At 31.8% G+C, this 13,549-nt stretch carries 16 protein-coding genes; 3 read left to right on the forward strand and 13 right to left on the reverse strand.

The annotated features are described in order from the left end of the window. Positions 1–123 precede the first annotated feature (123 nt). Together RH82_RS19035 and RH82_RS16525 are read left to right on the forward strand one after the other, a co-directional pair. A complete protein-coding gene (locus RH82_RS19035) occupies positions 124–249 on the forward strand; it encodes a hypothetical protein (protein WP_262494888.1) in 126 nt (41 codons plus the stop codon). A gap of 244 nt (positions 250–493) precedes the next feature. Continuing rightward, positions 494–1,492 carry an SAM-dependent methyltransferase gene (locus RH82_RS16525; RefSeq protein WP_034062435.1) on the forward strand — a complete coding sequence of 333 codons (999 nt, stop codon included), beginning with the start codon at positions 494–496 and terminating at the stop codon, positions 1,490–1,492. A 109-nt stretch (positions 1,493–1,601) separates the two neighbouring features. On the opposite strand, the gene RH82_RS16530 is transcribed toward RH82_RS16525, so the two are convergent. From RH82_RS16530 to RH82_RS16560, 7 genes are all read right to left on the reverse strand, one after another. After that, complete coding sequence (locus tag RH82_RS16530) at positions 1,602–2,456, reverse strand: pseudouridine synthase (protein ID WP_034062436.1); 855 nt, start codon at positions 2,454–2,456, stop codon at positions 1,602–1,604. A 122-nt stretch (positions 2,457–2,578) separates the two neighbouring features. Then, positions 2,579–3,529, reverse strand: a complete 951-nt coding sequence (locus tag RH82_RS16535) for a carbon-nitrogen hydrolase family protein (RefSeq protein ID WP_034062437.1) — start codon at positions 3,527–3,529, stop codon at positions 2,579–2,581. Continuing rightward, a complete protein-coding gene (locus tag RH82_RS16540; protein WP_034062440.1) occupies positions 3,529–4,434 on the reverse strand; it encodes a geranylgeranylglycerol-phosphate geranylgeranyltransferase in 906 nt (301 codons plus the stop codon). The genes RH82_RS16535 and RH82_RS16540 overlap by 1 nt, the downstream gene beginning before the upstream one ends. Positions 4,435–4,499: 65 nt before the next feature. Further along, positions 4,500–5,429 (reverse strand): mevalonate kinase family protein, encoded by a 930-nt coding sequence (locus RH82_RS16545; protein WP_034062441.1) that lies wholly within the window; start codon positions 5,427–5,429, stop codon positions 4,500–4,502. A gap of 29 nt (positions 5,430–5,458) precedes the next feature. Beyond that, a complete protein-coding gene (locus tag RH82_RS16550) occupies positions 5,459–6,541 on the reverse strand; it encodes a diphosphomevalonate/mevalonate 3,5-bisphosphate decarboxylase family protein (RefSeq protein WP_034062443.1) in 1,083 nt (360 codons plus the stop codon). Between the two features lie 308 nt (positions 6,542–6,849). Continuing rightward, positions 6,850–7,386, reverse strand: coding sequence for a DUF1697 domain-containing protein (locus RH82_RS16555; protein ID WP_034062444.1), 537 nt, complete (start codon positions 7,384–7,386; stop codon positions 6,850–6,852). A 91-nt stretch (positions 7,387–7,477) separates the two neighbouring features. Further along, on the reverse strand, positions 7,478–8,686 hold the full coding sequence (locus RH82_RS16560; RefSeq protein WP_034062447.1) for a BaiN/RdsA family NAD(P)/FAD-dependent oxidoreductase: 1,209 nt from the start codon (positions 8,684–8,686) through the stop codon (positions 7,478–7,480). A gap of 223 nt (positions 8,687–8,909) precedes the next feature. Here RH82_RS16560 and RH82_RS16565 point away from each other — a divergent pair, with 223 nt between their 5' ends. Further along, complete coding sequence (locus RH82_RS16565) at positions 8,910–9,716, forward strand: hypothetical protein (protein ID WP_034062448.1); 807 nt, start codon at positions 8,910–8,912, stop codon at positions 9,714–9,716. Positions 9,717–9,996: 280 nt separating this feature from the next. On the opposite strand, the gene RH82_RS16570 is transcribed toward RH82_RS16565, so the two are convergent. Genes RH82_RS16570 through msrB form a run of 6 tightly spaced genes read right to left on the reverse strand, consistent with a single transcriptional unit; the run spans position 9,997 to position 13,501 of the window. Continuing rightward, entirely contained in the window at positions 9,997–11,214 is a 1,218-nt protein-coding gene (locus RH82_RS16570) for a bifunctional alpha/beta hydrolase/OsmC family protein (protein ID WP_034062449.1), read from the reverse strand. Positions 11,215–11,223: 9 nt separating this feature from the next. Further along, entirely contained in the window at positions 11,224–11,760 is a 537-nt protein-coding gene (locus RH82_RS16575; RefSeq protein WP_034062450.1) for a peptide-methionine (S)-S-oxide reductase, read from the reverse strand. Continuing rightward, positions 11,739–11,987 (reverse strand): glutaredoxin family protein, encoded by a 249-nt coding sequence (locus RH82_RS16580; protein ID WP_034062453.1) that lies wholly within the window; start codon positions 11,985–11,987, stop codon positions 11,739–11,741. The genes RH82_RS16575 and RH82_RS16580 overlap by 22 nt, the downstream gene beginning before the upstream one ends. Further along, the gene (locus RH82_RS16585) at positions 11,987–12,478 is read right to left on the reverse strand and encodes a peroxiredoxin family protein (protein WP_034062454.1); all 492 of its coding nucleotides are present in this window, start codon (positions 12,476–12,478) and stop codon (positions 11,987–11,989) included. The genes RH82_RS16580 and RH82_RS16585 overlap by 1 nt, the downstream gene beginning before the upstream one ends. A gap of 29 nt (positions 12,479–12,507) precedes the next feature. Continuing rightward, complete coding sequence (gene msrA / locus RH82_RS16590) at positions 12,508–13,050, reverse strand: peptide-methionine (S)-S-oxide reductase MsrA (protein ID WP_034062456.1); 543 nt, start codon at positions 13,048–13,050, stop codon at positions 12,508–12,510. Further along, positions 13,040–13,501 (reverse strand): peptide-methionine (R)-S-oxide reductase MsrB, encoded by a 462-nt coding sequence (gene msrB / locus RH82_RS16595; protein WP_034062458.1) that lies wholly within the window; start codon positions 13,499–13,501, stop codon positions 13,040–13,042. Before msrB ends, msrA begins: the two co-directional genes overlap by 11 nt. Between the last annotated feature and the right edge of the window lie 48 nt (positions 13,502–13,549).

A 13,549-nucleotide genomic window follows, 5' to 3' on the forward strand; every position in this document is an offset into this window, starting at 1 on the left:
TCATCGACACAAAAGTTCGTTGCCATTAAACTGGAGAAAATTTGAAAAGTCAATCATTCTTAATGACATTAAAGGAATTAATCATTACGGAGACTTAGTGCTATGGAATGAACATTTAGATGCATGCATTTAGAAAAAATTATTACAAATTTAAAACCATTTACAAGTAAATATTCTGAGCTTAATGAGTTAAGAAATTTAGCACTAAATAAAAAGTTGGATTGGAACAATCCGGGAAAGAAATTTTAGTAAAAGCTATAATAAAACCTATTCTACAACCTGATTATACTATTGAACAAAACAATAACAAACGAAAGTCCATAATTAATTACCTCATGCGTGTATAATCAAGCATTTGGCTTGTGACTATTTGTAAAATTACTTTTTAATTATCTCTAGCCCGTATTTGTTTACTAATTTAGTTGCTAAATAACGCAATTAACCAAACATTAAATTGGCAATAATTTGATGAAGAAATTTTTAAATACAACCAATGATCGAAAAGGAAACAATTACTTACATTAAAAAATTCACAACTGCAATACAGGAAGATTCATTAACTCAAGAAGAAGTAGAAAAAAGTCTTAATGAAATTCATACTTACTTTCTAAAAATCACTGGAATTACCGGATTTGATATGAAGATTGAATATCTGGCAGCAATTCCTGCTGCTAAAGGTAAAGCACTTGGACTTAACCACGCAGCACAATGCTTATTAGACTATAGCAGAACTGTAAAATTCTTAAAGGCCATTGTTACCGTAATCTTAGAAAAACAAAAAAAGCAACCTGGTAAATTGATAACTATATTCTACGCAGGGTGCGGTCCATATGCGCCATTTATAACTTTAGTGGCTCCACTTTTTAAACCTGAAGAAGTACAGTTTTCATTGCTAGAAATTAATAAAAATTCACATGATTCTGCTAAAAAATTAATCGATTCACTGGAACTATCTAAGTACCTTAAAGACTTTTATATAGCAGATGCGGTGACCTTTAAAGTTCCAAAGCCGAACACTTTCGATATCCTTATTAGCGAAACACTGGATGCGTTATTATATCGCGAAAGCTATGTCCCAATTTTATTTAATTTGCTCCCTCAGTTTAGTAAAAACGTCATTTTATTCCCAGAAAATGTAGTTATAAATCTTTCTTTATTAACACACCATAAGAAAGATATAGGTTATGAAGAATATGAAATGGGAAGTGTACTAAATGTGCGTGAATCTATAGCATCCTGTTCCAATTCAGATGCTATCCCTTCACAATTACGAGATAAAAAAATTAACTTGAGTTCCTTAGATATGACTATTTATGAAAATATTTTATTGGATACCAAAGTTCATATCCATGGTGATATTTGGTTGTATAGAAACGAATCGTCCTTGACAATACCATTTGAATCTGCATTGAAAAAGCCATTACAGAATAGCTCACTTATTTTCACCTACTTTATGGAGCCTGAAGTAGAATTAAAATACAGGTTTGAATAATTACAAAACTAATTAAAATTAAAGACTAATAAAAGAAATACTAATAGTGTTAAACAAAAAAAAATCGAGCATGCTCGATTTTTTTGTTACCTCTTATATTGTAATAGAACTACATCATCATCAACGTTTGTAATTCCTGTTCTGTTAATATTTTCCAGTTACCTCTGGGAATATCCTTTTTAGTTAAGTGTGCTATTTGTACGCAATCTATTCTTACCAATTCATGCTTAAAATAATCGAAAATAGTATGTAGAATAGTGTTACCTGTATTCTTGATTTTTATACCTATTTCGTTTTTCTTGTCATTTACGTAGTCAATTTCTTCAACTGTAATTAGTTTACCTTCAATACGTACGCCTTCACGAATCTTTTTTAAATCATCTAGTTTTAAGTTATTATCTAATTCTAAATGAAATAAACGTTCTACACCCTTATTAGAACTTGTAAAACGAGACACTATTTTTGCATCGTTTGTAAACAATAATAAACCTGTAGAGTTTCTACCTAAACGGCCAATTGGCTTTATACGAGAAGGTGTAGCATTCGCGACTAAATCCATAACGGTTCTTCCTTTATGCTCACTTGTAGTTGTTGCGAAACCTTTTGGTTTGTTCAATAAAACATAAGCTTTTTTCTCAGGGTTAATTCTTGATCCATCGTAACGTACTTCATCTTCTAACTTCACTTTATAGCCCATTTCAGTGACTATTTTTCCGTTTACACTTACTAAACCTGTTGAGATATGCATATCTGCATCACGACGAGAACAAACACCAGAGTTCGCTATGTATTTATTTAAACGAATCTCGTCTGAGGTAGACACTTTATTAGGCTGAGCTGCTTTCTTCCCTTTAGAACTTGGGCTTTTTACGCCATCAGAATTATTTGAAAAATTATTTTTGTATGCTCTTCTACCTCCATTTGGAGCAGATTTTCCTTGTCGTTGTCCGCCTTGTTTACTCATTTCTTGTTATTTTATCCTCAACTATTTTTGAGGGTGCAAAGATAGGTTATAATTTAACATGTGCTATACTTAATTAATGCTTTGTTTATTAAGCACTTCGCTTCTGCTAATGTCGACAATAATTAATCATTGAACTCCACTGTAGATTGCCTTTCTCTATTGACTATCAGCTTTGTAACATCTGGACGTGAATAATGACCAACAGGATCAAAATTCTGGCGTTCTTCGTAGACGCGATTAAAATCAATTTCTTGTATAATTAATCCTTCTTCGTGTAATACTGGTTCAATAATCCATTCGCCATCTGGACCTGCAATACAGCTTCCGCCATTTGCTAAGACCTCTGGACAATTTTCTAATATTTTATCAAGATGCGGTGTGCTTTTCGGAAACAGTTCTTTAGTCATTAAAGTAGAAACTGAAACTACAAAAGAGCGCGATTCTCTTGCTATAAAACGCGTAATATCTTTTGTATTATGGTCGCTTCCTGGCCAAACTGCAATGTGGAGGTTTTCGCCCAAACCATATAATGCCGCTCTTGGTAATGGCATCCAGTTTTCCCAGCAATTAAGACCACCAATAGTAAATTGTTTTAAACTATGTACTTTTAATCCATTCCCATCTCCTGGAGACCAAGTTAATCTTTCGTCATAAGTAGGCTGTAGCTTACGATGTACAGATTGTATTTCACCAACTTCATTAATATAAACAAGTGATGCATAAATTGAATGTCCTCCTCTATTTTTAGCACGTTCTATAATACCTAAATACACCGCTATATTATGTTGTTTAGCTAATTCACAAACTGAATCTAGCTCACCAGACTCTATTTGAATGGAGTTACGCACATATTCAGCATGTAACTCTTTATTAACTTTTGTATTCCATTCTGCTCCACCTGTTAAAGCTAACCAAAATGGATAACCTGGCACTAAAGCTTCACCAAAAACAATAAGCTCACACTCTTTTTTACCAGCTTCAGCAATAGAATGCTCAACCTTTTTTAATGTTTCGTTTTTATTCAAAAGCACAGGAGAAATTTGTGCCATTGCAATTTTTAGTGTGTTTTCCATTATAAAATACGTTTAAGAACTAAGTCTACATCTATTAACAAGATACTAAATACACCTGCTACAATAATAACTTTAAGAATATTATGTAAAATTACATAGTGCGTTTTGGTGGTTGAGTTCCAAAGTAAAAAAAGAAAAATTATTAGTAAGGTCACTGCACCATAAAAGTAATAATTCATGTGCCCAATTTGAAATCTATTAATTAACAAATACAGCGGAATAAGTGTTAAACCAATTAAAATAGTAATCATTTTTTTAGATGTTTGCTCACCATAAACCACAGAAACAGTTCTATAGTTTAATGCTAGATCGCCTTTCATGTTTTCTAAATCTTTAGTAAGTTCTCTAATAGCAATAACTAAGAATAAAAAAGAAGCATGCACAAAAATCACAGTATCGAAATTTTTGTAGTAGATGAAAATGGCAAAAAATGGCGCTATGGTCAAAAGTGCCGACACAATATTACCAACTACAGGTCTTTTTTTTAGTTTATGCGAATAAAACCAAATCGCAAATATATAAGCTGAAAAGAATAGTACAGGATTAAACGACACATAACTCGCCATTACGATTGCAGAGAAATTTAACACAAAATAAAAAGATAATTTTGTGTTCTGACTTACCAACTTATCTAACATCGATTTGTTAGGTCTGTTGATTAGATCTTTTTCCGAATCGTAAAAATTATTGATGATATAACCTGCTGCAACTACTGATGCTGATGCTAAAACAAGCATAAGTAAATTAAAATCTAATAATACTTTTTTTGCTGGTTTATCGTGTGCAAATATGTAAACAGACGTTAGATATTGTGCAATAACAATAATAAGAATATTGTAACCTCGAACAACAGAAAACAGACTAAAGAACTTGAGTAGAATGTGTTTTTGTTTTCTGGTGAACATAAAAGAATTCTAAATTAATGAGGTACTAGGTTCCCCTGATTTTGCGACAATACAAAAGACAATGTCTAGAAATTATAAACCACTTCTAGTTTATAATCTTTAAGCGACTGTTCCGCTTTGTTAATGTCTTGAGTAAAGCCTAAAATATAACCTCCTCCTCCAGAGCCACAAAGCTTAAGGTAATAATCGTTAGTTTCAATACCCTTTTGCCAAAGCTCATGAAATTGTTGAGGGATCATTGGCTTAAAGTTATTCAATACGACTTTAGATAATTGTTTTGTATTACTAAAAAGAGACTTTATATCGCCTTTTAAAAAATCTTCAACACAAGCATCTGTATGTTTTATAAATTGTGTTTTTAGCATATTACGAAAACCTTCTTGCTTCATGTTTTCCATGAAAATATTAACCATTGGTGCTGTTTCACCTGTAATACCACTATCTAATAAAAATACTGCACCTTTTCCCGTTGTACTTTGGGTTGGTATTCCTGTAGCTTCAATATTATCTTTAGAATTGATAAGTATTGGTAAACTTAAATAACTATTTAATGGATCTAATCCTGAAGATTTACCATGGAAAAAAGATTCCATTTCAGAAAAGACGGCCTTTAATTTAAGCAATTTTTCACGAGTTAAATTTTCAAGCACTGTAATTTTGTCTAGTGCATATTTATCATAAATAGCAGCAACTAAAGCACCACTACTTCCTACACCATAACCTTGAGGAATTGAAGAATCGAAATACATTCCTCCATCCACATCTGCTTTTAGTTTTTCAATTTCAAACACCACTAAATCTTCACTTATCTTGTTTAAATATGAAGTAAACGCCATTAAACTCTTGTTAGATTTTATAGCTACTTCAGACGGGTTTTTATCAGTCTTTAAAGCACCATTGAAAAAGTTGTATGGTATTGATAATCCTTTAGAATCTTTAATGATTCCATATTCCCCGAAAAGAAGGATTTTTGAATAGAAAAGTGGACCTTTCATAATAGTATTAAATTCTTGGTTTTATAAATTTACAATTGTTTTGCACCAAAACCAATTCTATCGCAAATATAATGACCGTTTTGACAATATGCAACTAACTCTGTCTTAATGAATTCAATAATAGCTTCAGTTTCATTTTCAGGGTACAAAATATGAACATTTGCACCTGCATCTAAAGTGAAACTAATATGCAAGCCTGTTTCTTTTCTAAAATTCCAAATTTTATTAATTATTTCAAGCGTATTCGGTTTCATTAAAATAAAATAGGGCATACTCGTCATCATCATAGCATGAAGCGTTAATGCTTCACTTTCAACGAGCGCAATAAATGCATCTAAATCTCCAGATTCAAAAATGTCTTTAATTTTTGTAATATTTTCTTCAGCTTGTTTAAAACGTTCTTGAGCAAATGGGTGTCCATGCATTAAATTATGGCCTACAGTACTGCTCACTTGCTTTTCGCCTTTATCTACTAGCAAAATAGTGTCTTGATAATTTTTGAAATTCTCGTGAACTTGGTTCGGATATTTTATACCAAACAAATCACTACTGCCTTCAATATTTTTGTGTTTTCCCCAAACCACCAAATCGCCTTCAAGACTTCTACAGGCACTTCCGGAACCCAATCTTGCTAAAAACGAGGCTTTTTTAATGAATTCTTTATTAGTTATTTCTGGTTTTAATTCTTTTTCAATACTCATTAAACACAATGCTAAAGCACTCATTCCAGAAGCGGAAGATGCTATACCTGAACTGTGTGGAAAGGTGTTTTCTGTTTCAATTTTAAAATGAAACTCTTTCAAAAAAGGCATGTAATTTTCAATTCTAGCAAAGAAAATTTTAATTTTTGGCTCGAAATCTGGTTTGTGAATTTTATCTAAAAACACTTGAAAAGAGTACTCTGTACTAACCGTTTCTTTTCTAGTGTAAGTTAATTTAGTTATTGTTTTACAAGCATCTAGAGTAAAACTAATAGATTGATTTTCTGGTATTTGATTTTCTTTTTTCCCCCAATATTTCACTAAAGCAATATTGCTTGGTGAAGACCATGAAGCCACACCATTTATATCTTTTTTTGATAAATTTATAGGAATAAACTGATTTGTAGACATGCAAAAATAAATTTACACAAATATAGTTTTTAATTCTATTTAAAAACTTCTATTTTAACCTAACAATAGAACCTTCATAAGGTTTAATGCTCTTTATCGGTGGAATTTAAATTAAAAACACACTAGAGTATTCTAAAATTTCTTTTTAATAAAATAACATTAGCTTTAGATATCCCTTAATTCTCTGAAAACTAAGCTATAAAAAGCACTTTAGAAATAGAGTTATCTGTATAATGACCAAAATAGAGAATTATGCTTACAACGCTTAAACCACGAGTAGAACAAGATGTTCATGTAACTCCTATGTTTCAAGTTGCTAAAGCAAGCTCTAATAATTTCTTGATTGTATTGTAGTTTCTTGACGTTGCATTTACTTCAAGTTTCTTCTCGAAACTATTCATATTAAATTTTGTACGACCGTATCCTGTTGAAGAATAAAAGTAAAGACACTTATTTACAATCCTGAATTCTTCATTTTCAAAAGTAATCGCATGTATTTCCTTTACGATATTAGGATCTGGTATTTGATCTAATAAAATGAAATAACTTTTTGTTTTTTTATCTTCTGAGAAAATACACGCATCGAAAATTACTTGGAGTTCTTCTTTAGTTTTTACAATAATAGGCACTAAAAAGCCAAAATGAGATTCCATAATTTTTTGAATGGTTTCCTCAATCGTTTTACTATTATTTTCTAAAGATTGAAAAACTATATTCCCACTTTGAATGTATGTTTTCACAGCTTTAAAACCTGCATTATTTAATACATCGCGTAAGATTGCCATTGGCACTTTTTTATGGCCACCAACATTTATTCCTCTTATTAAGGCTATATAAGTTTTCATGTATTTCTATTTATTGTTTTTTAACGGTTACATGCTGTTGGGTATTAATAATTTCTTCTATTAATTAAGTTTTAATATGCACGTTTCTTGTTTAAAAAATATTTCGTGACACAATATAGGCTCCTGTCCACGCATTCTGAAAATTAAATCCTCCTGTAACCGCATCTATATTTAAAACTTCACCTACAAAATAGAGATTTTCGTGTAACTTACTTTCAAAAGTTTTAAAATTGACTTCTTTCAACTTTACACCTCCTGCCGTAACAAATTCTTCTTTAAAGGTGCTTTTACCATCAACATTAAAAACCGCTTTAGTAAGCTGATTTGCTAAATTCTCCGTTTGAATTTTTGTACAATCTGCCCAACGTGTTTCTAAATCAATTCCTGATGCTAATACTAATTGATGCCATAACCGTTTTGGTAAATCGAATTGTGCATAATTAATAATTTTCTTTTTATTTAACTCTTTCTTTATATCACTTAATCGTGATATTACAATATCAAAACTCATACTAATAAAATTAACTTCAATAGCAAATTTATAAGCTCTTTTAGCTAGTTCTAAAGCACCAAAAGCAGAGAGTTTTAGAATAGAAGGTGCGCTCATTCCCCAATGCGTGATCAATAATGGTCCATCGGATTCCAAATTTGAATCGACAACTTTTATACTAACGTTTTTTGCAACTACTCCAGGAATATGCTTTATCCGGTCATCCTTAATATTAAAGGTAAAAAGCGAGGGAACAGGTGAAGTTACTGTGTGTCCTAAATGTTCCAATACATTCCATATTTTGGGGTTACTGCCGGAAGCAACAATTAGCTTTTTACACGTAAAACTATCTGTTTTTGTATTCACTATCCAATTATTTTCTTGATGTTCTAAACTAACAACCGGTTGCCCCATTAAAACCTCAACATTATGCTTATTTGCTTCAGAGAGAAAACAGTCTATTATAGTTTGCGAGCTGTTAGATACTGGAAACATACGTCCGTCTTCCTCAATCTTAAGCGCTACTCCTCGTTCTTCGAACCAAGCGATTGTATCACCTGTCATAAATGTATGGAAAGGTCCTAATAATTCTTTTTCTCCTCTTGGATAATTTGTAGCTAAATCCTTGGGAATAAACTCTGCATGAGTAACATTGCATCGTCCTCCTCCAGAGACTTTTACTTTTGTTAATACTTCTTTTCCGCGTTCAAGAATTGTGACTTTTATATCCGGATTTTGTTCTGCTATATTTATAGCCGCAAAAAAACCTGAAGCACCTCCTCCTACTATTATTACATCCTTTTTATTCATAATCCATCGTAGAAATCGCTAATTACAGCCTTGAGTTTTAATATAGTTAATTAACCGCATTGTTTTCAATGCTACCTAAAAACCTTTTAATTCAATATTATGGATACATTAGCTATCGTTCCACTATTCCCGAATTATAAAAACCTTGACATTTTAATAATAGTTTATAATTTAATTAATAATTTTGAGTTACTATTTACATTACAAATATAAATTACAATTTATGACATTTACATTAAAACCCTTATTCATTTTAAGTTTACTATTCTTTTCATGTAATACCGGAGAACTAGAAGTTTTGGCAAATATTGACAACTCATTAGAAGAGGTTTCTGCAATAGCTTTAGTAAAAAACTCTAATCTATATTGGGTGATTGAAGATGCTGGAAATAAAAACAAATTATATGCTCTTGATAGCAAAGGAAATATTGAAAAAACAATCACTATAACCAATGCAAAAAATATAGATTGGGAAGAATTAACAACGGATAATGATAACAATATTTACATTGGAGACTTTGGAAACAATAACCACAAAAGGAAAGCATTTACTATCTATAAAGTTTCAAACATTGAAAATAATGAGAAAGAAGCTATAGCTGGAATAACAACTTTCACATTACCTGAAAACACAAAATCTCAAGATTTTGAAAGTTTCTTTTTATGGAATAATTACTTTTATCTTTTTACTAAAAACCATAAGCATACTGATGTATATAAAGTAGAAAACAAAATTGGCAATCACGTTGCGCAACTAATCACTACTCATAAGTTTAAGGGAAAGGATAATAGAATTACGTCTGCTGATATTAGTAAAGATGGCAAAACTATAATTCTATTAAATCATGATAAAGCATGGCAATTAAGCAACTTTAAAAATGAAGCCTTTTTTGAAGGAACTGTTAAAGCATTAAATTTTAATCATAATTCGCAAAAAGAAGGCGTACTATTTCTAAATAATAAAACCATTATAATTAGTGATGAAACCAATAAGCATGATGGTAAAATTTATAGTTATACCATAAAATAATAGTCTATAAAGGTGCGTGAATATTTTGCTAAACGGGAATTCCCAATATAAATACTATGTACAAATCATCGCCACTAGTACATGTTGAAATATTAGCGATCATCATTTTTGCCATTGTTACAAAACATCAACTCCAATTGATGTATTCCAATCGTCCGAATGAAAATACTAAGTTATAATTAAAAGCTTGCAGATACACCATTATTTAAAGGGCAAACTGTCCTCCATAAGAATTGTTAGTGCACATCGGACGGTGAAATGCAACTTCATATATCCTATATTACACAAGCTCTGTATCGATTAAAACTTCGCTTTGGAGTGTTCTGTGAACTGGACATTTAGATGCAATTTCTTTCAATCTTTGTTTTTGTTTATCGTCTAGATTTCCAACACATTTTAATTTCTTTTGTAAATGATCAAAACGCGCTGGTTTATCTACCGCTATCGTTAAATCGTCACTATGTTTTTTAGAATAGGTAATGTAAACAAAAACCTCTTGTAAATCCCATTGTTTTCTTTCAGCATACATTTTTAATGTCATTACTGTACAAGCAGCCAATCCAGCACTTAAAAAATCATATGGTGAAGGACCAAAATCGTCACCTCCAACATTTATGGGTTCGTCTGCCATGAAGGAATGTTTTTTAGTTTGAATAGACGTTGTAAAATTATCCTCTAAAAGGTTTAAATGCGCTACTAATTGTTCTCCATCAGAAGAAATCATCGTGTTTTCTTTGGGCTCAAAATAACGTTGTGCCCAGGTTCCAATTATATTACCAGCATATATGCTGTCTTTAGGCTTAGATAATAAGTGATCGGCATCATCTAAACTTACAAAACTTTTAGGGTGATGTGCATTATGGTAAAGTTTCTGTGCATTTTCAATACCAACAATACTATCAAAAGGAGCATGCATCACTAGAATGGGTTTACGTAATTCTTTTGTTATTAATGGCAAGTCGGTTTTACTAAAATCTGAAACAAATTCTTCATTTATTTTAAATGGCCTTCCTCCTATATTTACCTCTACTTCACCTTTCTCTGACACCTCTTCAATAGCATGAGAAAATAAATGTGTTACATGATTTACCGTTGCAGGAGCTCCAATTGTTGCCACAGCTTTAATGGTCTCTAATTGAGATGCTGCTACTATAGCAGCCGCTCCACCTAAAGAATGGCCTACCAATAATGATGGTGTACTATAATGAGACGTTAGGTAATCGTTTACATCTAAGAGGTCACTTACATTTGCTGAGAAATGACTTTCTGCAAACTCGCCTTCACTTTTACCTAAGCCAGTAAAATCAAAACGTAACACACCAAAACCATGATTGGTTAGGGCTCTACTTATATTTTTTACTGCACTAAGTGTACTATTACAAGAAAAACAATGCGCAAAAATAGCATAGTAAATTGGTTTCTGATTTGCGGGCAACTCTAAATAAGCTTGGAGTTTTAGACCTTTTCTATTTGGAATATTAAGTTTAGTTGTCTTCATAGTTTCTGGTTATACTTGAGTTGAATTTAAATGAGATAGTTTTGAAAGATCTGCGTATTCAAAAAACTCTTCAAGCAACTGTTTTAATTTAGGGTTAATAAAGGTTTCGCAAAAAGGTTTTTTAGGATCTTTTTGATAGTAATTCTGAAAAGCATCACTGGAAGGTTTAAATTCAGAAAAAGGCAATACATTGGTAATTAATTTATTCTTAAATACATTTTGAAAATCAAGAAGTAAATCTTCGCAATTGAGTCGCTGTTCTTCTGAAAATGTATATACCGCAGAACGGTATTTTTCTCTCATAGAATGATTGGACGTACTTTTATGTGTACGTAAATGAACTTCTAATAACGTTTTAAGTGCTATTGTTTCACTATCAAAATGAACAATAACAGCTTCAGAAAAATCACTATATTTATCTACTGATGCAACAAAACCTTGATCAACCTTTTCAACACCTTTAAGCGATTGAAAAACAGCTTCTGTGCACCAATGACAACCTCCTCCAAAGCCTATTTTACTTTTTATTTTAGTTTTTCCAGCCATTTATCTAGATCTTTATCTGATGGATTTCTTAACTTTTTATTCCCAATGGTAATGGTTGGGAAATTAAGTTTTCTGTTTTCATATAAGACTCTCAATACTTCTGCAGATTCAGTATCAAGTTCAACATCAAGAAACACAAAATCCAATCCTTTATTTTTTAAAATATTTTGGTAGTATTTAGTTTTATGACACCTTTCGGCACCATAAAGTTTAATTTGTTTTTCCATTAACTCAATGTTTTAAGAAACGCAATAGCTGCATCCGAATTTAAATGAAAATCACTAAAAACCACGTTATCATGTTTATCGATAAATAAAAACCAAGGTGTTCCACCGGTTTGATAATTAGTCATAATATTAGATCGTGAATTATCATCATCTCCTGCATCATGCCCAAATGGAATTTTTAAGTCATATTGCTTTTGAGTTTCAATCATCTTGTTATAAGTGTTCTCATTATGACCCTCAAAAACCGTTTGAATAGCCATAAACACAATATGATTATTGTCTTTTAAGCCTTCTACCATTTTCTTTAAATCCGGCAGACCTTTACTATGACATCCTGGACACCAATTCTGAAAACAATACACGATTTTAAATTTACCATTAAAATCTGATAGTTTTAGTGCATCTGTTTTTTTTCCTTGAGCATCAACCCAATGATGAACTTGAAACTCTGGAGCTTTAAACACTTCTTTCTGCTCTATTTGATCTGACATTATAATTGTCTTTCCTTTTTATGTTAAAATCATTTCAGTTTATCGGCATGTAACTTTCTAAGTTTTGCCAATTTAGGTGCAATTACAAAACTGCAATAGCCCTGTCCTTGATTACTCTTATAAAAGTCTTGATGCTCCTTTGTCGCTTCATAAAAAACATCTAAAGCACTTACTTCTGTAACAATAGCGTTTTCGTAATAAGGCGCCATTTCTTTTACAACAGCATCAGCTATCTCTTTCTGAGAATCGTCTTGATAATATATCACTGATCGATATTGCGTGCCTCTATCTGCGCCTTGCTGGTTTAAAGTAGTAGGATCATGAGTGGTCATAAAAACAACTAAGATATCCACAAAAGAAATTACCTTAGAGTCAAAACTAATTTGAATAACTTCGGCATAACCAGATAAACCAGAACAGATCTCTCGATATGTAGGATGCCCTGGAACTTTACCTCCAGAATAACCTGAAACTACTTTTTCTACACCTTTTACTTCTTGGAATACAGCTTCTGTACACCAAAAACAGCCACCACCAAAGGTGGCTAATTTTAGATTTTTATTAGTATTCATTAGCCTCTTCTTTTTCTATTTGAATGGATTCTGAGTTTATACAATAGCGCAATCCACTGGGCTCTGGACCATCAGGAAAAACGTGTCCTAAATGAGCATTACAAGTATTACATATTACCTCAATGCGAATTATACCAAAAGCTGCATCTTTTTCATACTTGATGGCATTTCCTTTTATAGGTTGTGTAAAGCTTGGCCAGCCCGTGCCAGAACTAAACTTAATAGCAGAATCAAACAAAGGTGTATTACAACAAATACAGGTATACATACCTGCATCATAAATACTACATAACGCTCCGCTATGCGCACGTTCTGTACCTTTTTGTCTAGTAATTCTGAATTGCTCTGGAGTTAATTGAGCTCTCCATTCATCGTTTGTTTTCTCAACACGTCTGTTTGGAGTTGGGTTTCCTTTTACAGAAAATTTGATAATGTCTTTCCAAGTAAGCATACTTTGGTTCCTTTCTTTGTTAAATTAGTATTATATGCTTTTTGAATC

The sequence above is a fragment of the Lacinutrix jangbogonensis genome, assembly GCF_000797445.1.
Classification (GTDB): Bacteria; Bacteroidota; Bacteroidia; order Flavobacteriales; family Flavobacteriaceae; genus Lacinutrix; species Lacinutrix jangbogonensis.

Excerpts from the sequence above, each read along its gene's own strand:
- RH82_RS16550 (WP_034062443.1), bottom strand. The coding sequence starts at position 6,541 with ATGTCTACAAATCAGTTTATTCCTATAAATTTATCAAAAAAAGATATA.
- RH82_RS16570 (WP_034062449.1), bottom strand. The coding sequence starts at position 11,214 with ATGAAGACAACTAAACTTAATATTCCAAATAGAAAAGGTCTAAAACTC.
- RH82_RS16580 (WP_034062453.1), bottom strand. The coding sequence starts at position 11,987 with ATGGAAAAACAAATTAAACTTTATGGTGCCGAAAGGTGTCATAAAACT.
- RH82_RS16540 (WP_034062440.1), bottom strand. The coding sequence starts at position 4,434 with ATGTTCACCAGAAAACAAAAACACATTCTACTCAAGTTCTTTAGTCTG.
- msrB (WP_034062458.1), bottom strand. The coding sequence starts at position 13,501 with ATGCTTACTTGGAAAGACATTATCAAATTTTCTGTAAAAGGAAACCCA.
- msrA (WP_034062456.1), bottom strand. The coding sequence starts at position 13,050 with ATGAATACTAATAAAAATCTAAAATTAGCCACCTTTGGTGGTGGCTGT.
- RH82_RS16525 (WP_034062435.1), top strand. The coding sequence starts at position 494 with ATGATCGAAAAGGAAACAATTACTTACATTAAAAAATTCACAACTGCA.
- RH82_RS16560 (WP_034062447.1), bottom strand. The coding sequence starts at position 8,686 with ATGAATAAAAAGGATGTAATAATAGTAGGAGGAGGTGCTTCAGGTTTT.
- RH82_RS16575 (WP_034062450.1), bottom strand. The coding sequence starts at position 11,760 with ATGGCTGGAAAAACTAAAATAAAAAGTAAAATAGGCTTTGGAGGAGGT.
- RH82_RS16545 (WP_034062441.1), bottom strand. The coding sequence starts at position 5,429 with ATGAAAGGTCCACTTTTCTATTCAAAAATCCTTCTTTTCGGGGAATAT.
- RH82_RS19035 (WP_262494888.1), top strand. The coding sequence starts at position 124 with ATGCATTTAGAAAAAATTATTACAAATTTAAAACCATTTACAAGTAAA.
- RH82_RS16585 (WP_034062454.1), bottom strand. The coding sequence starts at position 12,478 with ATGTCAGATCAAATAGAGCAGAAAGAAGTGTTTAAAGCTCCAGAGTTT.
- RH82_RS16530 (WP_034062436.1), bottom strand. The coding sequence starts at position 2,456 with ATGAGTAAACAAGGCGGACAACGACAAGGAAAATCTGCTCCAAATGGA.
- RH82_RS16565 (WP_034062448.1), top strand. The coding sequence starts at position 8,910 with ATGACATTTACATTAAAACCCTTATTCATTTTAAGTTTACTATTCTTT.
- RH82_RS16555 (WP_034062444.1), bottom strand. The coding sequence starts at position 7,386 with ATGAAAACTTATATAGCCTTAATAAGAGGAATAAATGTTGGTGGCCAT.
- RH82_RS16535 (WP_034062437.1), bottom strand. The coding sequence starts at position 3,529 with ATGGAAAACACACTAAAAATTGCAATGGCACAAATTTCTCCTGTGCTT.